The organism is Bacillus sp. FDAARGOS_1420 (genome assembly GCF_019344915.1).
Lineage (GTDB): Bacteria > Bacillota > Bacilli > Bacillales > Bacillaceae_G > Bacillus_A > Bacillus_A mycoides.
The window spans coordinates 1,483,141-1,506,533 of record NZ_JAHWJB010000002.1 but is presented as its reverse complement, the minus strand read 5'-3'; the positions used below and the strand labels follow the sequence as shown (position 1 = coordinate 1,506,533).

General features: G+C 33.8%; 17 protein-coding genes, 6 pseudogenes, 1 riboswitch and 2 other annotated features. Of the genes and pseudogenes, 5 read left to right on the top strand and 18 right to left on the bottom strand.

Annotated elements, in window-relative coordinates; all coding sequences use genetic code 11:
• Positions 1–144: 144 nt before the first annotated feature.
• The 6 genes and pseudogenes from I6L50_RS17995 to I6L50_RS17970 form a co-directional block, all read right to left on the bottom strand.
• Positions 145–2,028: an ABC transporter permease gene (locus tag I6L50_RS17995; RefSeq protein WP_219302229.1), complete on the bottom strand. Its 1,884-nt coding sequence runs from the start codon at positions 2,026–2,028 to the stop codon at positions 145–147.
• A gap of 12 nt (positions 2,029–2,040) precedes the next feature.
• Entirely contained in the window at positions 2,041–2,817 is a 777-nt protein-coding gene (locus tag I6L50_RS17990) for an ABC transporter ATP-binding protein (RefSeq protein ID WP_080025008.1), read from the bottom strand.
• A 252-nt stretch (positions 2,818–3,069) separates the two neighbouring features.
• A pseudogene (locus I6L50_RS17985) lies at positions 3,070–3,300 on the bottom strand (helix-turn-helix domain-containing protein); the annotation flags it as partial.
• Positions 3,301–3,515: 215 nt separating this feature from the next.
• A complete protein-coding gene (locus I6L50_RS17980; protein ID WP_219302228.1) occupies positions 3,516–4,046 on the bottom strand; it encodes a hypothetical protein in 531 nt (176 codons plus the stop codon).
• 344 nt (positions 4,047–4,390) lie between these two features.
• Positions 4,391–4,729: a DUF1064 domain-containing protein gene (locus tag I6L50_RS17975; RefSeq protein WP_219302227.1), complete on the bottom strand. Its 339-nt coding sequence runs from the start codon at positions 4,727–4,729 to the stop codon at positions 4,391–4,393.
• Between the two features lie 16 nt (positions 4,730–4,745).
• A complete protein-coding gene (locus tag I6L50_RS17970; RefSeq protein WP_219302226.1) occupies positions 4,746–4,883 on the bottom strand; it encodes a hypothetical protein in 138 nt (45 codons plus the stop codon).
• A 186-nt stretch (positions 4,884–5,069) separates the two neighbouring features.
• Here I6L50_RS17970 and I6L50_RS17965 point away from each other — a divergent pair, with 186 nt between their 5' ends.
• On the top strand, positions 5,070–5,285 hold the full coding sequence (locus I6L50_RS17965) for a spore germination protein (RefSeq protein ID WP_098855789.1): 216 nt from the start codon (positions 5,070–5,072) through the stop codon (positions 5,283–5,285).
• Between the two features lie 405 nt (positions 5,286–5,690).
• Here I6L50_RS17965 and I6L50_RS17960 read toward each other — a convergent pair.
• The 3 genes and pseudogenes from I6L50_RS17960 to I6L50_RS17950 form a co-directional block, all read right to left on the bottom strand.
• Positions 5,691–5,933, bottom strand: a pseudogene (locus tag I6L50_RS17960) (DDE-type integrase/transposase/recombinase); the annotation flags it as partial.
• Positions 5,934–6,096: 163 nt separating this feature from the next.
• Entirely contained in the window at positions 6,097–7,308 is a 1,212-nt protein-coding gene (locus I6L50_RS17955; protein WP_219302052.1) for an IS110 family RNA-guided transposase, read from the bottom strand.
• A gap of 203 nt (positions 7,309–7,511) precedes the next feature.
• Positions 7,512–8,006: pseudogene (locus tag I6L50_RS17950) on the bottom strand (IS6 family transposase); the annotation flags it as partial.
• Positions 8,007–8,193: 187 nt separating this feature from the next.
• Between I6L50_RS17950 and I6L50_RS17945 the strand changes: the two are divergent.
• Complete coding sequence (locus tag I6L50_RS17945) at positions 8,194–8,676, top strand: collagen-like protein (RefSeq protein ID WP_219302225.1); 483 nt, start codon at positions 8,194–8,196, stop codon at positions 8,674–8,676.
• A 53-nt stretch (positions 8,677–8,729) separates the two neighbouring features.
• Positions 8,730–9,218 (top strand): hypothetical protein, encoded by a 489-nt coding sequence (locus I6L50_RS17940; protein WP_219302224.1) that lies wholly within the window; start codon positions 8,730–8,732, stop codon positions 9,216–9,218.
• Positions 9,219–9,690: 472 nt separating this feature from the next.
• On the opposite strand, the pseudogene hblB reads toward I6L50_RS17940, so the two are convergent.
• From hblB to I6L50_RS17915, 5 genes and pseudogenes are all read right to left on the bottom strand, one after another.
• Positions 9,691–11,087, bottom strand: a pseudogene (hblB, locus tag I6L50_RS17935) (hemolysin BL regulatory component HblB).
• A 262-nt stretch (positions 11,088–11,349) separates the two neighbouring features.
• Positions 11,350–12,477, bottom strand: a complete 1,128-nt coding sequence (gene hblA, locus I6L50_RS17930) for a hemolysin BL binding component B (protein WP_219302223.1) — start codon at positions 12,475–12,477, stop codon at positions 11,350–11,352.
• Between the two features lie 37 nt (positions 12,478–12,514).
• A complete protein-coding gene (hblD, locus tag I6L50_RS17925) occupies positions 12,515–13,672 on the bottom strand; it encodes a hemolysin BL lytic component L1 (protein WP_219302222.1) in 1,158 nt (385 codons plus the stop codon).
• Between the two features lie 66 nt (positions 13,673–13,738).
• Positions 13,739–15,058 (bottom strand): annotated as a pseudogene (hblC, locus tag I6L50_RS17920) (hemolysin BL lytic component L2).
• A gap of 163 nt (positions 15,059–15,221) precedes the next feature.
• The gene (locus I6L50_RS17915) at positions 15,222–15,392 is read right to left on the bottom strand and encodes a hypothetical protein (RefSeq protein WP_219302221.1); all 171 of its coding nucleotides are present in this window, start codon (positions 15,390–15,392) and stop codon (positions 15,222–15,224) included.
• Positions 15,393–16,038: 646 nt separating this feature from the next.
• Between I6L50_RS17915 and I6L50_RS34915 the strand changes: the two are divergent.
• Positions 16,039–16,200: pseudogene (locus tag I6L50_RS34915) on the top strand (DAPG hydrolase family protein); the annotation flags it as partial.
• A 268-nt stretch (positions 16,201–16,468) separates the two neighbouring features.
• Here I6L50_RS34915 and thrS read toward each other — a convergent pair.
• From thrS to I6L50_RS17895, 4 genes are all read right to left on the bottom strand, one after another.
• Positions 16,469–18,388 (bottom strand): threonine--tRNA ligase, encoded by a 1,920-nt coding sequence (thrS, locus tag I6L50_RS17910; RefSeq protein ID WP_219302220.1) that lies wholly within the window; start codon positions 18,386–18,388, stop codon positions 16,469–16,471.
• 44 nt (positions 18,389–18,432) lie between these two features.
• Positions 18,433–18,655 (bottom strand) — a binding site (T-box leader).
• A 37-nt stretch (positions 18,656–18,692) separates the two neighbouring features.
• Positions 18,693–18,917: a binding site (T-box leader), on the bottom strand.
• A 119-nt stretch (positions 18,918–19,036) separates the two neighbouring features.
• On the bottom strand, positions 19,037–19,744 hold the full coding sequence (locus tag I6L50_RS17905; RefSeq protein WP_002141694.1) for a pseudouridine synthase: 708 nt from the start codon (positions 19,742–19,744) through the stop codon (positions 19,037–19,039).
• A gap of 442 nt (positions 19,745–20,186) precedes the next feature.
• Positions 20,187–20,552 carry a VOC family protein gene (locus tag I6L50_RS17900; protein WP_219302219.1) on the bottom strand — a complete coding sequence of 122 codons (366 nt, stop codon included), beginning with the start codon at positions 20,550–20,552 and terminating at the stop codon, positions 20,187–20,189.
• A 99-nt stretch (positions 20,553–20,651) separates the two neighbouring features.
• The gene (locus I6L50_RS17895) at positions 20,652–21,281 is read right to left on the bottom strand and encodes a YdbC family protein (protein ID WP_219302218.1); all 630 of its coding nucleotides are present in this window, start codon (positions 21,279–21,281) and stop codon (positions 20,652–20,654) included.
• A 432-nt stretch (positions 21,282–21,713) separates the two neighbouring features.
• Positions 21,714–21,833: riboswitch (glycine riboswitch) on the top strand.
• Between the two features lie 107 nt (positions 21,834–21,940).
• Between I6L50_RS17895 and I6L50_RS17890 the strand changes: the two genes are divergently transcribed.
• Positions 21,941–23,308, top strand: coding sequence for an alanine/glycine:cation symporter family protein (locus I6L50_RS17890; RefSeq protein ID WP_219302217.1), 1,368 nt, complete (start codon positions 21,941–21,943; stop codon positions 23,306–23,308).
• Positions 23,309–23,393 lie beyond the last annotated feature (85 nt).

The following is a 23,393-nucleotide window of genomic DNA, read 5'->3' as shown; positions in this document are numbered from 1 at the left end:
TTTCCACTACATAAACCCTTAATATTTCCTTAATTTTCTATATATTCATTACAGAAAGACTTGAAAACATCTCGCATACACGTATTTATGTATCACAAACACAGAAAAAGCCCTTGTTTTCATAACAAGGACTCGATTGTTTTCCTATTTCGCTATCTTTTCTTTCGGCATTACCATACCTTTATAAAGTTGGACAGTAATCCAATAATAAATGAAATAAATTACTATGAAGATTCCTATTGGCATCCACACTTTTACAAATGGGTCAACTAATATGAAGCTGAATAAGTTAAGCCCTACTAACACGTGGGAAATTCCAATAATTGCTGGGAAGATAAATAAATATGAGATTTCTTTATATATACTTTTTGTTAACATACTACGTCTCACACCGATTTTCCGTAACATTTCATAACGGCGTACATCACGAGAAGCTCCTGTTAATATTTTGAACATAAGAGAACTCGCCATCATTGCTAAAAACGCAATTCCAAGGAAAAATCCCATAAACATTGTTCCGCTCATGAAACTGTTCATAAATTGATAAATTGTCATTTTCGTAAATAAGTCTACTTTTGTACCTGTTGTTTTTTCAATTTGTTCTTTTTGCCTCTTATCAATTTCTGTCAATAACGGTTTATATTTTTTCATATCATCTACTTTTGCTAATGTTACAGTATGTTCTGTTCCTTGAATTCCTTTGTAATGCTCTTCATCTGCAATTCTTACCGGTTTTCCGTTAAACTGATTATGTGTAATTTGTATCTCTCTTACAACCGCATCTTCCCAATCTTTTGGCATACGAGGAAGCTTATTCGCTACTTCAGGAGCTTCCAAAGCAGAATAGACAGGTTCAGTTAAAGGTGCAGCCACACGTTTACGAGCAGGTTCTTTTAAAGTCTTTGTATCAAAATGATCTGAAATAAGTGGTGGTTTTTCAGTTAAGTCGTTACGTAAATAATAAACCGCTTCTCCATCTACTTTATACTTATACTTGCTTTCTTCAACAATTTCCATTTCTTTTAATGCCGCTTTATCTTGTTCATTTGGATCATGAATTACGACATCATATACACGTGAGAAGTCTGTCATAATGCCCACATTCTTTTGAAACGCCATACCTGCTGTCATTGCACCTGCACCTAATGCAATTAACATCGCTACAGTGCCTAGTACTCTCGATAAACTAGTTACTCGAAAACGTAACTGTGCATAAGTAAAACTATTTAATCCCGTTTCATTTCGTTTTTTATTCCCCTTAATTTTCATTACAAAAAGTGGGAGTAATGAGCTAAAAATGAAATACGTTCCTACTGTCGTAACAATTGTCGCTATTATAAATCCTAGTTCAGCAAACATTTTTATATTCACCATAAAATAGTATCCTGTACTTACTAGCAATACACCTAGTACTGTCATAATAACAGTGCGAGTCTTACTTTTCTTCACCTCATCTTGCGTTTCATCTTCACGTATTAATTCTAATTCTGTTTTACGTAATAATCGGAAACTATTCATTAAACCAGTAATGAAAAATAATATTAAGAAGAAAATAGATGTAACTAATATAGCTGGTGTGTACACAGATGCGTAATTACCTTTTGCTGAAATTTCCATTCCATTCATTAAAAAATTTCCTGCTACACTAGCAAGTACTATTCCTACTAAAATACCGATAATAATACTGACAATACCCATACCAAAAGTCTCAATAAATAATAATTGCGCTACTTTTTTCTTTTTCGCTCCAAGCATCATGTACATACCGAGTTCTTTCCTTCTTAATGTAAGTAAAAAAGAATTGGCATATATGATGTAAAAAACTGTAATGAAAGAAAGCAATATTGCACCAACCCAGAAGACGAGCCTAATACTACTAATGAGACTATTATCTTTTGTAAATTCACTATTCATCGCCATCGTTTGGAACATGTAAAAAATACTAATACTAATAACGAGACCAATAAGTAACACCATATAATCCTTTAACATTTTTTTCATACTATGACGTGATAATTTGAATAACATAGTCTCGCCTCCTTACTTCGACTCAGTTGCTGAGCCCATTTGGGCAAGCACACCTAAAATATCTTGATAGAAATTTTCTCGTGTTCCTTGACGATTTAACTCTTTATAAAGTAGACCATCTTGAATAAATAGAATACGCTCACAATAACTCGCACTAAATGCATCGTGTGTAACCATTAAAATACTGACATTGTGATTTTCATGTAAATCTTGCATCGCTTCTAATAAACTTTTTGCATTTTTACTATCAAGTGCTCCTGTCGGTTCATCTGCTAATACGATTGCCGGATTATGTACTAAAGCTCGTGCTGCCGCTGTTCTTTGCTTTTGTCCACCAGAAACAGCAGTCGGATATTTTGTTAAAATTTCAGTAATCCCTAATTTCTTTGCTACTTCATTGACTTTTCCAGTAATCTCACTTGACGGTACGCCTTGCAGGGAAAGTGGTAAAGCGATATTTTCATAAATTGATAAATTTTCTAGTAGATTAAAGTCTTGAAAAATAAATCCTAATTTTTGAGAACGAAAATCTGATAACGCATTCCCCTTCATAGAAGTAATATTTGTGCCAGCTATTGTTACACTACCACCTGTCGCTTGATCAAGTGTACTAATCACATTTAGTAATGTCGTTTTACCAGATCCAGAAGGACCCATAATCCCTACAAACTCTCCTTCTTTAATACTTAATGAAACACCCCTTAATGCTTTTGACTGATTCTCATTTCTTTTCCCATACGTTTTTTCTACACTTTCTACAGTAACTACATTTGTTGACATCTCTTTCACTCCATCCCTTTTGTATAGTATTAATTTCTCATATATTTCTTATCTTTTTGTCATATAAATCCTTAAGAGTTTTTTAACTTTTCAATCTCAAAAGAAATATGAATCATATCACTTCTTAATATTCTCATTTTTCTAAAATCCGTTCATTCGATTTCCCTTACATTTACCTTACAATTTTGTAAGGTAAAAAAGAAAACACACCACTTTGAAGTGAACCCCGAAAACGGGACACATATCAAAACACCTAAACCATCTGCTCAATTCGCTTAGCTTTTTTGGCCCATTTCCAAAAGGATATTGTTTTCCTGCAGGTTGTTGAAAACGATAAGTTTGATCTGTACGATACCATTTCATCCATGTCTTAATTTGGGAAACATTTTTAATTCCGAGTATTTCCATAATGGTGCGATTTGAATAACCCTCCTTTTTCAACTCAATCACTTTCCACTTTACTCCTTCTGGGTAATGTACTCTTCCCTTCAAATGAAAAACACCTCCAATGAACGTGGTTCAAGTCGGAGGAAGGCACCTTAGGGCGTCTTTTCTTTATAGGCTAGCACCAAATCCTGTATCCATTATTTGTTCACTTTGAATACATACGGTTTAAGTTTATTATCAAATTACCAATATAATTAAAGTAAAAAAAATCCCTCAGATAAGCTGAGAGAATCTTTAAAATTCACATTATTTTTCCTTCTTTAATCGCATTTTTCTATCTGGTCGCCTTCTTCACCTGTGTTTACTGCCGAACTATCCGTTCCGCCTCCCACTGCATGTTGCTGTTTGGTGTTAGAACTTTCGATGGCAGCGTTGGTTCCCGCTGCACTGTCATCTCCACCACCACTTGCCACTTGAGTAGCACTAGCCTGTTTCTCACGGGTTCTATTAATTTGATTATTGATGATGAGTACAAATTCTGCCTCTTCATCCGAAGTTTCTTTTTTCATTTTATGCGGCTCAATCTGATCCCCACTAATTCCTTTATTTATCGCTTCGCCTCCAGCGCCCACCGTTTCTTGCTGTCGGGTATTCGATGAATCGATTGCTGCATTACTTCCTGCCGCACTATTTTGTCCGGCTCCACTGGCAATTTGTGTTGTATTCGGTGCAAATGTAATCTGATTATTAATGACAATGACAATTTTTCGTTTATCATCAAGATTTCCCAAATTAATTTCTTGCCCATCTTTTTTTACAAATCGAAACGTGATTTTTTCATTGTTTTCCATGTTCTCACCCCCTTTGTAATATTAAATGACTAAAGAATGATAATGGATTGGACAAGGGTATTTTTTTATACATATGTGCACCCACCCACAATGAAGGATGTATTCCTATGACTACTTTTCATAAGAAGTGAATGTTATTTTTCTTAAACCGTTCCAATGTAAACTTTTAAATATTAGTTTACATTCAAAACATTGATTTCACTGAATTAATGTTACTTTTCATATTTTCGAAGAAAACACCAACAAAAGTATACATTCAAAACACTGATTTTATTAGATTTATAAAGTGACGTCGTTTTGGTGTTAACTATATCTATTTTCGTTCGTTGTGTTCGTTTGTTTTGTTAAATTTCTTCAATATGCCAAACATCTACTTGAAACTCTTCTTGAGAAATAACCATCTTTCTAGCTTCTATGTACGTTACTTTAAAATCAGGTGTAAACCTCATAGCAGACTTCTTCGACTTACCTGACTTTGTTATGCTGCTCTTAATCTCAAAAGATGGTATAAGAGTGAAAGAGGGATGACACCCTATGCGACCGACATCATCCCTGTTTTGTAAATACTTGTAATAATTCATTTCTGACTGTGAATCAAAGTTAATTCCGTCATAAGTTACTTTCTTCTGTTTGATCCGTGGTGCATTCTTTTTCTTGGCTGTCGCCTTTCTCTTTCTAATCAACTAGTAACCTCTCTTTCTATTCCATTTGTCCTTTGCACTCTTCAAGAAAATCAATAACTTCCTGAACATGCTCCCTTGTTGTCATACTTTCCATTACGTATCCTTCATCGTTATAAACATTAACCTTACTTCCTGTGAACTCCATCCCATACATTCCATCTGTTCCTAATAACTTTACGTTACGTTACCTTCCATTCTTTTAACCTCGCTTTCTATTAAAAGGATTATTTTATTAGGTTTTCTAACAACCTTCATTTTTAAATTTTCAGATCCAGATGCACATCTAGACTCATAAACCATATGTTAATTTAAATACTTTCTAAGAAAGTAGGTGAAAACAATGCCATCTATTGTTGGAAATATGGTTGTACAGAATAGTAACGGTTCTTTCAACTTAGGTGATTTTTATAACGTTTCTCCAAAGGAAAATACAAAAGCTTATAATGGTTCAGGTTCATCAAATGTTGCTTTTGTTGCCAATACCTTTAGCGGTGTTAGTGCAACAAACACATACGATTCTGATATTGCAGACCAAAACCAAGTTGGGACAGTCTAGAATTGTTCATTTCCCTCTTCCTCCCTGAATAAAACTCAATATTCCGTCAATACTGTATATGACATTAGATTTTCTCCTTGTTCCCCCTTGGAGAACCGAGCAGTTAGCTTTTGCTAGCTGCTCTTTTTACAAATAGTAATTAATTAACACAAGCGCATTTCAGAAAAGCTTCGTATGATACGGTGTATTCCTTTCTTTTAGAAAATGAAACTCGTCACGAGAGCACTTTTATGAAGTGCTCTTTTGGTTTTTCAAATACATACAAAATGAAATTTTTATAGTAATTTTAGTTGCTCGTATAATCTTCTCGGCTTCTTGATCTCCGATATCTCACCATTAAAGGGTTCTGGTGCAAAAATAAAATAAAAGAGAATAAAGCGCATATATTCCTAACGGAATCGTATCTTATGCTGCAAGTCCAAACAATTGATGGATGAATTCTTTCTGATTTTGGACAGACTGGTCCCGTAAATCAAGCTGTTCTTTTTTAATCATATGCATGGCTTCTACTCCAGAAAGAATGGATGTAGCTGTGTCAAAACATTTGAATCCTAGCATAGAACGGATTCGCTTCTTTATAAAGCGATGATCTTGTTCTACTATGTTATTTAAGTACTTTTGTTGTCTAAGTTGCATACCATCAGGTATGCTTTTCTTACGATTAGTCAACCTGTATTTATAGATTTTTGATGGATTGAGTACCAAAAATCTATATCACACATGTATCCACGTATAACGCATACTAAATACCCCTAATATGATTCGTTTTTTTACTAGGGGGAGATATGATATGATGAATAAAACTATGATATTAGGCCGTTAACCGATAATCATAGTGTATATCGTGTGTAATAAGATGAAAGAGAAGCTTCAGTAACTTATTCACACACGCAATGGACGCAACTTTATGACATTTGTTATAGGGTTGCGTTTTTAATTTATCGTAGTACCCTATAATGTGATTTCGCCCGTAACGCCGTTGTTTAATCATGTTTTGGATAATCAGGAAAAGTAGTTTTCGTAAATGTTTATTTCCACGTTTATTAATTTTATCTTTATAAAAAGTTTTACCGGATTGAAAGCGACGTATATCAATACCGGCATATGCATTCAATTGCTTGTTATTCGCAAAACGAGTAATATCTCCTATTTCAGCCATTAAACGTACAGCTGTATTTGGCCCAATTCCAGGAAGGCTCAAAATGATACTATATTCTGCACGTTGTTCGGCAAGATGTACCATCTTGTTAATGCAATGTTCCTTTTGATGAAGAAGTTCTTGATAACGCCTTGCGTATACCTTGAGTTGATCACATAGGACATCATTTTGTGAAACGGCTGGATAGGAATTTTTCGCTATTTCAAGTATTTGAATTGCCTTTTTCTCTGCCATGATAGTTGATATTTTTTTATTGGTATTGGCACGAATACGATTTTTTATGATTGTTTTAGAAAGATTTAAAACACAATCTGGATGGGGAAATAGTTGAACAAAATTTAAAAATAGATCCGATTTACTAGTGAACATTTTTTCTAATTCAGGAAATGTTAATTGAATTACTTTGTGCATACGACTACGAATCATCGATAATTCTCCATCCAGTTCGCTATAAAATCTCGAAAGAGACTTTAACTGATGGAATAAGTGGTCCGTTCTATGAGATACCCTTCGGGTAACTGTAAAATGAGTAATGGCTAGTCGATGTGCATCACTTCGGTCCGTTTTATGAATCCGTAAGGAATCACATTGTAATTTTGCTTCTAAGGGGTTTAATAGACAATATGTATATTGGTTATCTTGCATAAATCGTTCTAGCTGCCTGGAATAAATGCCTGTTGCTTCGAACACAATTTCAGGTGATTTGCCAGTTTCATTGGTAAGCTCATGTATCTTTTTTTGTAGCTCTTCAAATTCAGACTTTGAATGTTTGATTTCTTTTTCAAAGATACATTGTTTTTGTGCATTATAAATGACCATATAACTTTTACCCATACTGATATCAAATGCAATTACGTGTCTCATAAGGTTCCTCCTGACGTAAAGTTGAAGTCTTCATCTTACACTTATCGATTCCCATTTCTTATACACGATCTCGAGGACCAACATACTAAAAACTGATTCAAATAAGGTAAGTGAAGAAGGTCAGTTTTTTTTACGGATTCAGAATCCTAAAGCATACACGACCCTTTCTTCACTTCTACTATATAAAAAATAGTAGTGCGAACCAATGCCTTGGCCTGCACTACTAATCTTAGTATGTTTTCTTTTTTCAACTGTTCAATTGCTATAGGATAAGCCGGGTTCTTATCGACTGTTATAACACGTGGCTTTGAAACATGAAAAGACCGCAAAGCTTTCTTGAAAAAGCGCTTTGCAGCCTTATGATTTCTTGTTTTGCTTAGGAAAAAATCGATTGTTTTTCCTTTCGAATCAACAGCACGATACAGGTACATCCATTGACCTTTTACTTTAATATATGTTTCATCGACTTTCCAAGAGTCATTTGTTTGTTTGAGGTAACGTCGGTTCCGTTTGTCCAATTCAGGACCATACTGATGAACCCAACGCATAATCGTTGTATGAGAAATGGATAAACCCCGTTCCTCCATCATTTCTACCAAATCACGAAGGCTTAAATTGTACCACAGGTACCAACGTACAGTTAACAAAATAATATCAGGTTGATAGTGCTTCCATTTGAACAAATTTTTCTTTTCCATACCAATCACACACCTTTTTAGAGTAGTAGTATCAGTATGTCCAAGACTTAGAGATTACTTGCAATTGCCTTGAAGTTTTTGCACCAGAACCAAATATTGTCTATACATGAAGCGGATAAGCTTCATGTACAGGCAATATTACATATTAATACTTTAGGAAGTTATAAAATAAAGAGGTGGCTTTTAAATGTATAATGAGTCATTATATTATCCTTATATAAATTATAATCAATACTTCGATCGTCAATTCCCTGGTCTTCAAATTCCTGGTTTACCAGGAACATCAGGTTTTCCAGGTGGACCAGGTTTTCCAGGTGGACCAGGTTTTCCGGGTGGACCAGGTTTTCCGGGTGGACCAGGTTTTCCGGGTGGACCAGGTTTTCCGGGTGGACCAGGTTTTCCAGGTGAACAAAGTTCACAAGCTCCAACATCTCCTCCCCCATCATTTATTCCTCAACAATCAACTGCTTCACCATTTGCTGTTGATCCAGGAGCAATTTCATTCTGTTTATTTCGAAATACCTATATATGGCTTAGTAATGGTGAACAATTTTGGTATTTTCCAATTTTTGTAGGACCAAGGTCTGTTGCTGGTTTTAGATGGAACGGTAGGTTTTGGGTTATTTTTGGAATTGATACGAGAAGGATTATTTCATTTACATGCTTTTAAAAATTGTAGAGTAGCGATAAAGGCTTAATTATATAAACAAAAGAGGTATTAGAATGAAAAACTTTCAATCATTTGAGGGTACAATAACTATGATTAACGATTTTGTAACAGGATCAAATGAAGAAATGGGATGTAATAAGTTAATATCCGTAAATAATGGTTATGGAACTCTAATAAATTTTGTAGTGAAACCAAATACTTATTTTATTGACTATGCAACAGTAGTAATAGGAGATAAAATAAGTGGATTTTATGATGCTAACGCTCCTGTTCCTCTCATTTTCCCACCACAATTTCAAGCAATTGTTATGGCTAAATATACACCGCATCAAAATGTAAAAGTAGACTATTTTAATGAACAGTTGGAGAGTGGTGATGGAAAATTAAAATTAAATATTTCTCCTTCTACTCAAATTTTATTAACAAACGGTCAATTGTTTACAGGGAATCTTGTGAATCGAAATTTAATAGCTATTTACGGTTTTACAACAATGAGTATACCAGCTCAAACTACACCATATAAAATCATTGTTTTGTGTTAAAAGGGATGCAGACCGATGCTCATCAAGCTAACAAAAAGAAACACCCTATTAGCAAAGATGAGATTTCATTTTTAGAAATTGTCTTTGCCTATAAAATTCGGACTTATCTTAATTTCAATGTGAGAACTATTGGATTATCAATGGTTCTCACATTGTTTACATGTATTAAACGAAAGTTTGGTTTCTTCTTAAGACTCAAGCGTATAAACAAGCTTTTACATTAATATGAAGTCCAATCAATTAGTTTAGATTTTGAAAAATAATATTTTAATGAAATCCAATATATAAAACATGGTTATCAAGTCGGAGGAAGACACCTTAGGGCGTTTATTCTTTATTTTCAAAAAGACATGCTAAAAGAAAACGAATTTTGCAACAGAATGCTCTGAATCATCTTTTTCACTTAACTTAGTGTCCAATTTAGTGTCGCATCTCCAATTGCTGCGTAATTTTTCTGTCTAACTTTTCGGGTTCAGTTCATTATATTTTCTACTTTATCTTTATATACAACATATTCTTTCCCATCCACTACTGCTACCACCGCAACTTCATCTTTTGGATTGAATGACAGCCAATCAGCCCACATATTTGTATTTGGCCCTCCACCCCACATATTATGAACCGTTTTTTTAGTTAAATTCATAACTTTATAAGACGCATATACATTTGATCCAGTCTTTATTTCAAATGTATATGCGTTATGAATTTTTTTACAAAAGTAGAAAACGCTGGATGGACGAAGCTGATTCATAAAATCCTGTTCTTTTTTCTCTGCAATTTTTATCCCTTCTTGTAATGTGACAACATCTGTTCGTAATGTTTTCCAACTGTCTTTCGCTGCATTCAAGTTAGGGGTTAAGAATTTATATCTATTTTGATCCGCTTTTTGATCCGCTTTATCAATATGTCCCAGTACGCCCGAATATTGAGAGTCTAAATCATCCCATTGCGTGGACATATAAGTAAGAGAAGTAATAGCATTATCAATCGCACTATGCATATCACTAATATTATGAAACGCAACTCCTACTACACGATTTAATGTTATCTTATAATCTACATTCTGACGTAATTTTGCTAATTCCGGCTCTAGCCAGCCTAACTTACCTCTTGCATCACCTATCATTATCCCACCAGCAATCAATGTGGGAAGAAAGGGGATTTTTACCATGTCTAATCCCTTAGATTCTATGTCTTTCTGATAGTTTACTTGGCCTAAAAGGTCCTCCAGACGCTTTTGATCATCCTCAACCGCAGCTCCTTGGTTTTTTAAAATAGACTGCAAGGTCTCTTTATGGCTCCCAAATACTCTAACATCTTCTCCAATAGCATTTTTAAATTTAGTTAATTCTTCTATTAATACTTTTGCAGACTTTTGATTTTGTTGAATTTCCCCCTGTAAATCTGTAATCCCTTTTTTTAAAGTATCTCCATTCCCAGTATTGATCGCCTCTACTAATGTTTCATAATCATTTTCAAATTTTGTATCGTATTCAATAATACCTGTCAATGTATCTAAAAGCTGTTTTTTTACTTTCGTATTCCATGAAACTGCATGTCCTCTTGCATTCTTTTGATCTTGTACAATTTTACTAGGTAAATCTGCATACCCATTAATAGTAATTCCTTCAAAACTCACATCCGGATTATTAATTAACAAATAAGAATATTCATTCATAGATTTTACAAATAACCCAGCATCTTGCACAGTTTTTTCATCTGTTCTTCATTTGCTGAAAGAGACATATCTCCATTGTTAGTTTGTTCAATTTCATTTGCAAAAGCTGCTACTGGTGTAACTGCATAAGTTGTTGTCATAGTTAAAAATGTCGATACAGCGAGTATTTTATAAGGGATTTTTTTCATCATTTTATACTTCTCCTATATAGGTTTTGATTTTTAATTCTATTCTTCTTTAAAAGCAACGTCTTTCAAATTTTTAAAAAATCTGTAATACAGCACGGTTATCTTGGTATCTGGGTACAAATTTTATAAAGACGAAAGGCGAAGTCTTTAATGAGACTCCGCCTTTTTGATGTATAAGGAATTATTAATTGTTGCATTACTATTTAACAACGTAATCATAGATTCTCTATGTTTTAGGTGAGTTTGCAACAAAACTAATATTTTCTTATTTTTGCGGAGTAACAGGCTCCACTTTTAATTCTTTGATTCCTTCTTTTAAAGTGACCGCATCTGTGTGTAATGTTTTCCAACTGTCTTTCGCTGCATTCAAGTTAGGTTTTAAGAATTTAAATTTATTTTGATCAGCTTTTTGTGATGCAGTTTCAATATGTCCAAGTACTTCCGAATATTGAGAATCTAAATCATGCCATTGCGTGGACATATAAGTAAGGGAATTAATAGCATCATCAAGCGCCTTATGCATTTCACTAATATTATTGTAAGCCACTCCAACTACACGATTTAATGTTACTTTATAATCTACGGTCTGACGTAATTGTGCTAATAAAGGCTCTAACTTACCTAAATTATCTCTTGCAACACCCACTATGATACCGCCGATTATTGGTAGACCCAAAATGGCACCCTTCATTACATTAAACCCATCAGATTCTAATTGTTTATAATAGTTTACTGATCCTAAAACTTCATCTAGACGCTTTTGATCAACCTCAACATCTACACCTTGGTTTTTTAAAATCGACTGCAAGAGATCTTTATTGCTTCCAAATGCTCTAACATCTTGTCCAATAGAGTCTCTTAATTTAGTTAATTCTTCTATTAATTGTTGTGCACACTTTTGATTTTGTTGAATTTCACCTCGTAAATCTGTAATCCCTTCTTTTAAAGTATCTCCATCTCCTGTATTAATCGCATCTACCATTGTGTCATAGTAATTGTCAAATGTTGTATCGTATTCAATAATACCCGTCAATGTATCTAAAAGCTGTTTTTTCACCTTCGTATCCCATGTAACAGCATGTGCCCTTGCATTCTTTTGATCTTGTACAATTCTACCAGGTAAATCCACATATCCATTAATAGTAATTCCTTCAAAGTTCACATCTGGATTTTTAATTAACATATAAGAATAGGCATTCATAGATTTTGCAAATAACCCGGCCTTTTGCAAGGTTTCTTTCATCCTCTCTTCATTTGCTGAAAGAGCCGTATCTCCATTGTTAGTTTGTTCAATTTCACTTGCAAAAGCTGCTACTGGTGAGACTACAGAAGTTGTTGTCATAGTTAAAAGAGCCGATGCAACGATTAGTTTGTACGGGATTTTTTTCATCATTTTATATTCCTCAAATATAGGTTATGATTTTTAAATTCTATTCTTGTTTAAAAGCAATATCTTTCGAAATGAATTCTGCATCTTTATGAATATCATTCCAACTTTGTTTAGCAGCCTTTAAATCATCAGGTATTAACGAGAGTTTATGCTCTTGCATTTGGTCGATATTATCATACAAATCCGTATAATTAGCCCCCATTTTATTCCATTGTTGTTGAATATTCGTTAGAGACAGTATCGCTTGATCCACTGTCTGATACAGAAATGCCAAAGTGTCTTTCGCGTTAGTAAGCGAAATAACAGCTTGGCTAGCGAGATCAGCTTTTGTACTTAATTGTCCGATTTTGTTAGAAATTTCGTTATAGGAGTCCATATGCTTAGATGCCGTGACACCAGCTGCTGTACCGCCAGTCACAACAATCACTACCGCTCTTGCAATAGCGCCAATAACTAAAATGACTGCTCCTAATCCACCGCCAATTGACCATGCTAATACATTGTCAAAATGTTCTTTCTGAGTAGAATGTAGCTTCTCAATTTCAGCTTGAAGTTGTGGAATTAGCGCTTGTTGACCCGCTAATAGTGCCGTTAATCCACCTTTTCCATCTGGGCCGCCTACATTATTTTTAAAATCTGTAGAATTTGTATATAGTTTTGCTTTGAAGTCCTGTAACATCTTAATTACTTCTGTAACCTCTTTTGAATTTGTATTAATTGTAGTGATTAAATCATTTATACCCTCTTTTAAGCTTGCCTTATCTTTCTTTTGTACAGTATCTACTAATGTGTCGTAATAATTTTGAAATTGTTCATCGTAATTTACAATATTACGTGCTGTTTTTTGAATCTTTGGTTTCGCTGTATCTAGCCAATAATTAGCATTGATTCGCGACAGTTCCTGATTAAGGTGAATAGTTTTGATTAATTCTCCTCCTTCTGAACCTAAATCAATATTGGATAGATTTACATTCGGTTGTTTAATCATTGTTTTTGCGTATAAATCCATTACAAGAATATGAGATCCTGTTTCAGCCAATGCTTTCTTCAGTCCTTCAGGCCCTAATGTATAATTCTCTACTTTTTGTTCTTGAGCGGTCTTTTCTTGTGCAAATGCATGAATAGTGTTACCGGTAGTAGCAGTTATAACCGTTGCCAGAGTAGCTAAAGTCAACACTTTAAATGGAATTTTTTTCATAACTATTCTCCTTCTCATTCTTTCGCTAGATTCTTATAATTTTTTTAGATTTCCAAAAACATAATATTAGAATTCATAGACCTGTTCTTCAAGGTAACTTATTACATTTTTTAATTGTCTTAATGTATCTTTTTGAGACTGCTGGTTAGTTGTATCAACATTAGTAGATAATTTTGTAATGCTATTTTTTATTAGACCCAAATCTTCCTTATAGCGCTTTAGTAGGTCAAGTTCTACATCTACTTGATATGCAAATGTATGTAAATCATTTTGCATAATAAGTAACATTGATTTTTGTAAATCTGCTATTTTTAGGTTCTTAGTTAAATCATAAAATTTTTGGTTTTGTGTCTCTAAATCTGCTAAATGTGTTCGCTGTTCTGCTGTTAGTTTATTTACTTCAGCGAAAGCACTATATGTTTTCTTAATTTTTTCAGGGTCAATAACTTTCGTAAGGTCATACTCTTTTGTTTTTGCAACTGCAGCTGCAGCTATTTCAGCTTGTTTGCTTTTCTCAATTGCTTCACGGGCTTCTTTTTTGGTAGCTTCAATCTCTAGAGCAGATTTACCCTTTTCTTTCGCTTCTTGCTCTGCTTTTTTCTCTGCTACTAAAATAGAGTTGTTAATTTCTTTGCCTTTGTTATACGCTGCTACTGCTGTTTGAGCAGCAGGTTCAATGATATCTTTTGAAAGGTTATAGACTTCTTTGAATATAACAAACCCTTGTTCATTTAAAGCTCCTGGTAATAATGCTATTTGTTGTAAATCATTTTGAATTGATTTTTGGGTATTTTGTAATTCATTTTTTAGCTGATCTATTTTCCCTGTTCCATCTGAACTTAGTACACCCTGTGCTTTTGTAACATCCATATCGAGATCTTGAAGTTTTTTATCCAGCTGTAATTTAAGATCTGTTAATTCATTAATCTGTCTTTGTACGTTTTCTTGGTTCGTCATAGTCATATCTTGAAGAACCTCAAGTCTATCCAAAAACCCTTCTTTATCTTCTTTATTGTCTACAAACTCTTTTAATGCTGGGTAATAGTTATTAAATTTAGTTACAAACCCTTTACTTTTTTAATTTACTAGAATTAAATGTGGATAAAGTTCTGATGACCATTCCTTCATATCTTGCTTGATTAGGGATTGATTTGTATTTAAAGCTGGGACTTCTGCCAGCTGTACATTAGGGCTCATTAAACCTTGATCAATATATGTTTGGATTAATTTAGATTGTGCACCTAATTTTCGTAATGATGAGGAAATATCCATGCTTTCCTGTTGAGTTTCTGCATGAACGATTGGTATTGCGAGAGTATTGATAGGAATAGTCGCCCCAGTTACAATTGATGTTATAAAAAATCCTGAAATTATTTTATTTTTCATTCCGTACGCCCCTTTACTATTGTCTATTTACAATCTTATACATACATCTTGAACGACCTAACGCTAGGCTCTTTTTGTCACATGCTCTAGGAAGGAGAAATCTTTCGGATAGAGTGTTAAACCTCGTTATTATTTACTTCTCATAGAAAGTAAGGATGTTACTTTATGATAATTTTAATATTAAGTTTTTGGGATTTAATAATAAAATTTCATCACCTATATTTGAATTAACTGCCCAATGAAAAGTAAAATATTTATTTTTCTCTTGAGTTGCTGCTGGATTTACAGGAGTCCAGATAGATAGACTCATTGCTTCTACTGCTAACCCTGCCATGACCTTTTTGATAATAATTTCATAATATCTCTCCTAGTTTTGTCGACAGGGTCCTACAAGATTACAAAAGATGAATTTATACTGTACATTGCTTATACTTTTATTACGGAATAAAATCATTTTTGCTATGTAGAAACTTAAAACACTTTTTTTCAAATGTTATACTTTCGAGATTATAGATCTTTTCAGAAGTGACGCAACATTAAGAAAATTAACTTTAACATAATGTTACTTGCAACTTTACTGCACATTTATTAGTGCAATCTTCTCTCCCCTTGAGTGGTCATACCATTTACAACTTTATTAAAACATTAAATTTTTAATACGTAACTAGTAGAATTTTGTCGATTATATTCGATAATTTAACTATTAAATATTAATACAAACGAAAATGTTATACTTATAAAATGATTTTTTAATTTCATTTAAGTAATTATAGCAGTTACAACTTGATATACTTAGTTAAAAGGAGTCATTTTTAATATATATAAAATAGTTAATATAATTTAATCACACTCTGCATATCGATCCCCTTTATTTAGATATGCATCATTACATATTTCTCCATAGATAAAAACAACAAATAAACAATAAACACAAGACGAATAAACAACAAATAAAAAACAAATAAGCAACAAATAAGCAACAAATCCAAAAATCTGAGAACAGTACAGTAATAACTTCTACATTCATTTTCCCGAAAGGATTATCACCATTTATTAACCTAAGTGGTTTATATAAACACAATGTAGAAGAAATGAGTCAGTTCAGCAAATTTTTACCGAAACTTTTTGAAGAAAATTTGTAAGGCAAGTTAACAGCTTTACTTTTAATAAGTGATTAACAAGAAAACAAATCGGTCCCCAACATTTTAGATATGTCTAAAATGTTGGGGGCCTTTCAATATCAAATCAATCACTTTCCACTTTGCTTCTTCCTGGTAATGTACTCTTCCCTTCAAATGAAAAACACCGCCGTTGAATTGACATACTTAGTATGCGAATTCAGGAGGTGTTTTTTTCATGTACCACTATTCGGGTTCACTTCATTAAAATGGTGTATTTTCTAGTCAATTATTATTTTCTATCCTTTATTTCCTCTTCAATACTTGCCACAAATATATCCAGCGAAACAACTTCCGACTTCTCTTCCCCATATTTTCGTACATTTATAGATTCGCTTTCCATTTCCTTATCACCAACAACAAGAACATACGGTACTTTTTGCATTTGCGCTTCTCTTATTTTATATCCTAACTTTTCATCTCGCATATCTCGTTCAACCCGAATTCCAGCTTGTGCCAATTTGTCTGCAACCTCATCTGCGTATTGTACATGCACTGCATTTGAAACTGGAATTACTTTCACTTGAACTGGTGCTACCCATGCCGGTAACGCGCCTCCAAAGTGCTCAATTAATATCGCTAAGAATCGGTCTAACGAGCCTAAAACTGCCCTGTGAATGACAACTGGTCTTCTCTTTTCATTCTTCTCATCTATATAATTTAAATCGAATTTCTCTGGCATTTGGAAATCGAGCTGGATTGTTCCGCACTGATGACTTCTATTTAAAGCATCTTTAATATGGAAATCAATTTTCGGTCCATAAAATGCGCCGTCACCTTCATTTAGTCTATATTTATAATTCAATGAATGTAATACATTTTCTAATGCCGCTTCTGCTTGCTCCCACAATTTATCATCACCCATTGAATCTTCTGGACGAGTAGAAAGCTCTACTTCATACTGGAATCCAAAAGTTTTATATACGTAATCAATTTGCGCCATTACTGATTTAATTTCATCTTCAATTTGTTCTGGAGTTACAAATAAATGAGCATCATCTTGGCAGAAAGTACGAACTCTTAATAATCCGTTTAATGCCCCGCTAAATTCATGTCGATGCACTTGACCGAACTCACACATACGAATCGGTAACTCACGATAAGAATGTAATTTATTTTTAAACATAAGCATATGGCCTGGGCAATTCATTGGTTTTAACGCAAAACTTTTATGATCTACTTCCGAGAAATACATATTGTCTTTGTAATGTCCCCAGTGTCCTGATTTCTCCCATAATTCTTGATTCATCATAAATGGAGTACGCACTTCTTGATAATTGTACTCATTTTGAATTTCTCTTAAAAATGCTTCTAATTCATTGCGAATAATCTGTCCTTTTGGCAAGTAAAAGGGCATTCCCGGAGCCTCTTCCGAAAACATAAACAATTCAAGTTCACTACCTAATTTTCGATGATTTCTCTTCACAGCCTCTTCAACAAAATGCAAATAATTTTCTAATTCTTTTTGTGAAGCAAATGCAACGCCATATATACGCTGAAGCACTTGATTGTTACTATCGCCTCGCCAATATGCACCAGAAACATGAGCTAATTGAAATGCTTTCAAATAACCAGTAGATGGCAAATGTGGTCCTCTACATAAATCTACAAATTCACCTTGTTTATAAAGTGTTACACTCTCATCATTAGGAATTGCTTCTAAAAGCTCTAATTTCAAACTATCATTCATTTCTTGAAACAGTTTTTTTGCTTCTTCTCGAGAGATTTCAACTCGTTCTATCTTTACATTTTCATTTATAATATTTTTCATTTCTTTTTCGATTTCCGGTAAATCTTCAACATTTACACTACTTGCAAGATCCATATCATAATAAAATCCATTTTCAATAACTGGCCCTACTCCAAGCTTCACATCACCATAAATTCTTTTCACAGCTTGCGCTAATATATGTGCCGCAGAGTGTCTTGCAATTTTTACCCCTTCATCTGAATCCATAGTAATGATTTCTACTTTCGCACTTTCTTCAATGTTTCGTCGTAAATCAAAAGACTGCTCATTAACTTTTCCTGCGACTGCTTTCTTTTTTAAACTACTGCTAATCGAACCAGCAATTTCTTCCAAAGTAATACCTTTCACAAATTCTTTAACGCTACCATCTGGAAATTTAATTTCAATCATCTGTTCTTTCATTTTTCATCTCTCCATTTCATAATAAAAAGCACACTCATCCCTAAAATAGGGACGAGTGTGCTTTTACCCGTGGTTCCACCCAGATTCCCATCGCAAACATGCAATGGCTTCTTTTACGGTAACGTCGTTTACACGGCACTAGATACTTCATTTCCCCAGTGCAGCTCTAAGGTGGTAAGTTATTTTTCTGCGTTAGGAAGTTCTCAGCTTTCCTTCCTTCTCTGTATAACCGTTTAAAATAACTCGTGTCCTTTTCTTCGCTTATTATGAAATTAAATATAAAAAAGCATATTCATCCCTAGTAAATAGGGACGAATATGCTTATATTCGTGGTTCCACCCAGATTCCCATCACAAAAAACATAATGGCTTCTTTTGCGGGTAACGTCGCTTACACGGCACTAGATACTTGATTTCCCCAGTGCAGCTCTAAGGTGGTAAGTTATTTTTCTGTGTTAGGAAGTTCTCAGCTTTTCTTCCTTCTCTGTATAACCGTTTAAAATAACTCGTGTCCTTTTCTTTGCTTTTGTAAAAAATCCATTTATTGTTATTTAATATATCCTATTCATTTTATTTTTACAAGTGTTAAAAATATATTTTTTATTCAAAAAAAGAAACCAAAAACATTTTTGGTTTCCCCTTCTCTTTTTTACCAATCTTGTGGTTCGTAATTTAAGTCTGAAAATAGGCGTTTTTTCTCTTTTTTCGATAAATCTCTCCACTGTCCAACCGGTAAATTATTCAATTCAATATTCATAATTCTCGTACGTTTTAACGTATATACTTGATAACCTAGAGCTTCACACATACGACGAATTTGACGATTTAGCCCCTGTGTTAAAATAATTTCAAACTCATATTTTGATAACTGTGTTACTTCACAAGGAAGTGTTTTTGTATCTAAAATTTTAACACCTGCCGCCATTTTTTCTAAAAACTCCGGTGTAATCGGCTTATCTACTGAAACGATATATTCTTTCTCATGTTTGTTTTCAGCACGTAAAATCTCATTAACGATATCGCCATCATTCGTTAACAAAATTAAACCGTCTGAGTCTTTGTCGAGACGTCCGATGTGATTAATTCGTAAAGGATGATTCACTAAATCGATAATGTTACCTTTTACGGCTTTTTCACTTGTACATGTAATACCTACTGGTTTATTTAAAGCGATATACACATGGTCTCGAGCAATACGAAGTTGCTCTCCATTTACTCGTACGTCATCACCTGGATTTACTTGGTCACCAATTTTTGCAACCTTACCGTTAATAATTACTTTTCTCTCGTTAATTAACTTATCTGCTCCACGTCGAGACGCTTTTCCAGCTTCACTAATAAATTTATTGATACGCAAGTTAGGCACATCCTTTTCATAAAAAATTTCAAGCTCACACTGCTTCTACCGTACAATACAAAAGGGTAAGCCTCCTATTATAACTTAAATATATTAACATGAAAGGGTATATGACGTCTTCACTTAATTACATGTTTACAAGAAAATAAGTGGTCCTCTTTTCCTTTTCACCTCAAACTGTTTAGCAGTCAATAGATTAACCCTTGAATATAACATCATTTATTTACTTTTTTCATAGATAATATACCGATATAAGTTTGATTAATAATGCCTAAATAACTCACAATATGTGAAAAGCAAAAAGAATCCTTTTGAAAATATTCAAAATGGATCCTTCTTCAGCTAAAATAATACTAGTTTTTATACAAAAGTGTTCAATAATTATAATCTTTGATAGAAAACATCGTTCAACAAACAAAATAATCTCGAACTTCCTAATTTTTTACGCTTCAATATTTTCTTCACATACTCCAAAAAGAAGCCCTTGATTATCTATACAATAAGCAAAGTAGCCCATATTAGGAATAGCAGTTTTAGGTACAACTACTTGTCCACCATTTTCAATAACTTTATTTATGTACTCATCAACTGAAGATACTTCAATAGAATTAGTCGTCCTAGTAGCACCATCAGGGGATTTCATTAATCCACCATCGATACCGGGTCTATCACTCTCACCTGTAATTATGAACCAATATTCATGTGGCCCAGGCATTTTTTCAAACTTCCATCCAAAACTATTTGTATAAAATTGAATAGCTTCTTGAGGGTTTGGGACTTGCAATTCAAATCTTAAAACTCTACTCATTTAAATATCTCCCCTCTTATTCTTGTACAAAGTAATTATACAAGAACTAATGTTCTGTATCATTTTTTTCGAAACTAGCTACTTTAATAAGTTCTAACTTTATTTAGAAGCGGCAACAGACCATTCTTCCTTCCGAATAACTTTCTTTCCATTTATATTTTCAACATACTCATTTACATTTGCCAACTGATATAACTCTGGGCAAATTTCTTTCATATAACGTCCATGTACTATTTCATCTTGCCAATAAGTTAATACTATGTAACGATTTTCATTCTTTAAAGACTTCCCTACAACTCCACCTAATATCCCTTTTGCATTTTCCATTCCTTTATTCCAAATTGTTTCTTGCGTATGTAAAAAATTCTTTTCTTTTCCTTCTTTCACATCGCAAATTGCAACTCTTACAAATGACCCTTGTGCAATTACGTCTTTCAAAGGAGTTTCTGTTATATCATACAACGTTTGAAATAGTTCAATTTCACATGAAAGAAACGTATCTTTTTGATTACTATTTAAATAAATTGTATCGTGAGCCTCATTCATAAACGATTGATATGCATTTCGATCTTCCCATAAAGTATACACACAGGCTTCAGCTTCATTCCACCCACCAAATTGTCCATAGAATCCGTCTAAATACTGTAAATCACGCCATTTTTCTTGCGCATCAGAAAACAATTCCCTTTTCTCTTCTTCCACCTTACAAAATATTGTTTTTAATAGCATTTCTACTCCCCCTTACGATAAGACCCATTTCCCTCTTGTAATAATTTGTTTACATAATAAAATTATGTAAACAAATTATATCTGCTGTTATACTCCATACACAAATAACCATTTTTAGTCACTCTAAATCTATCAAACCACCAAATTGATTTTATTTCAAATAATTCGGAATTTAAAGGGGGTATAATCCTATACAGATTACATCTCACTCTTAACTCATTTACTATTTCAAAATAAAAAATGATTGCATTTCACTAATTGTATCTCTATAATGTTTTTATTGATTCTATACACAATCAATGCGTTTAAGTTTTTAATTTTATAATTCGGATGAACCATTCAGGAGAAGGTCTATTGATCTACCGACGGGGCAAAAAGTTGCTGAACCAACTTTGAAACTCTCAGGTCTTGTTTACAAGTAGAACTGCATGGGGACGAATCTCTGGAGAGACTCCCTCTCGCTTAATATAGCGCGGAGGAAAACGAGCACCGAAGGAGCAAATCCGCTACTATAGCGGATAATCTCTCAGGTAAAAGGACAGAGACAAGCGAAAGAAAATGCCGATTTGTATCGGTTTATTTTTCTATCCCTTGTTTCTCCAGAGACCATTTCATTTCCTTGAAGTGGTTTTTATTTTTTCTAAAAAAGGAGAATACAGATGGAGACAGTAAGTAAAGTATTAGAACAAATTAATCAGTATGTGTGGGGGTTACCAACTTTGTTGCTACTTGTTGGAACTGGTATCATTCTCACAGTGCGCTTAAAAGGTTTACAGTTTAGTAAACTAATATACGCTCACAAACTAGCTTTTAAAAAATCAGAGGATACATCATCTTCTGGAGATATTAGTCACTTCCAAGCACTGATGACAGCTATGGCTGCAACGATTGGTATGGGAAATATAGCAGGTGTTGCAACTGCTGTGACAATCGGTGGACCCGGCGCAATCTTTTGGATGTGGATTACTGCTTTATTTGGAATGGCAACAAAGTATGCCGAAGCAATCCTTGCGGTGAAATACCGTGTTAGTAATGAAAATGGTGAATACTCCGGTGGACCAATGTATTATTTAGAACGTGGTTTAGGGAAAAAATGGCTGGCTGTTTTATTTGCTATATTCGGCACAGCTGCTTCTTTCGGTATCGGTAATATGGTTCAATCTAATTCAGTTGCAGAGGCAATGCGAATCAATTTTGCTTTCCCTCCTGCATTAACTGGTATACTCATGTCATTCTTAATCGCCATCGTTATTTTGGGCGGTGTAAAAAAGATTGGTAGAGTTACTGGATATATCGTTCCTATTAAAGCATTCTTTTATATAATCGCTGGCCTTATTATTATTTTCTATCACTTTGATCAAATTCCAGAAGCATTTTCACTTATTTTTTCTGGTGCATTTCAAGGTACTGCAGCTGCTGGTGGTTTTATCGGAGCAACAGTTGCATCTGCAATTCAAATCGGAATGGCACGTGGTGTATTTGCTAACGAGGCTGGTTTAGGAAGTGCTCCTATTGCTGCGGCTGCTGCCAAAACAGATTCACCTGCAAAACAAGCTTTAGTTTCTATGACTGGTACTTTTCTAGATACATTTATTGTATGTACAATTACGGGGCTAGTATTAATTACTACAGGCGCATGGAAATCAGGTAAAACTGGTGTTGAAGCTACAACATTAGCATTCCAATCCGTATTCGGTACTGCTGGTAGTATGATTCTCGGTATCGCCATTATATTATTCGCCTACTCTACTATTTTAGGTTGGTCGTATTACGGAGAGAAGTGTGTTGCTTATTTATTCGGACAAGGTGCTGTACGATATTATAAAGCAATCTTTATCGTTATGATTGCTATTGGCGCTAATTTAAAATTAGGTGTTGTATGGACATTTGCCGATATTGCGAATGGACTTATGGCGATTCCAAACTTAATTGGTCTTATTGGGTTAAGTAGTGTAGTTGTCGCTGAAACAAATCGGTTTTTACAAGCAGAGAAATTGAAAGAAAGCAATAAAAAACAGGCAAGTTAATTTGTGTTTACAATAACTTCAGTTTAAATTCCACTATAAATATTGATTTTATATAGAATAAACCCATACATTTTAAAAAAGAAAT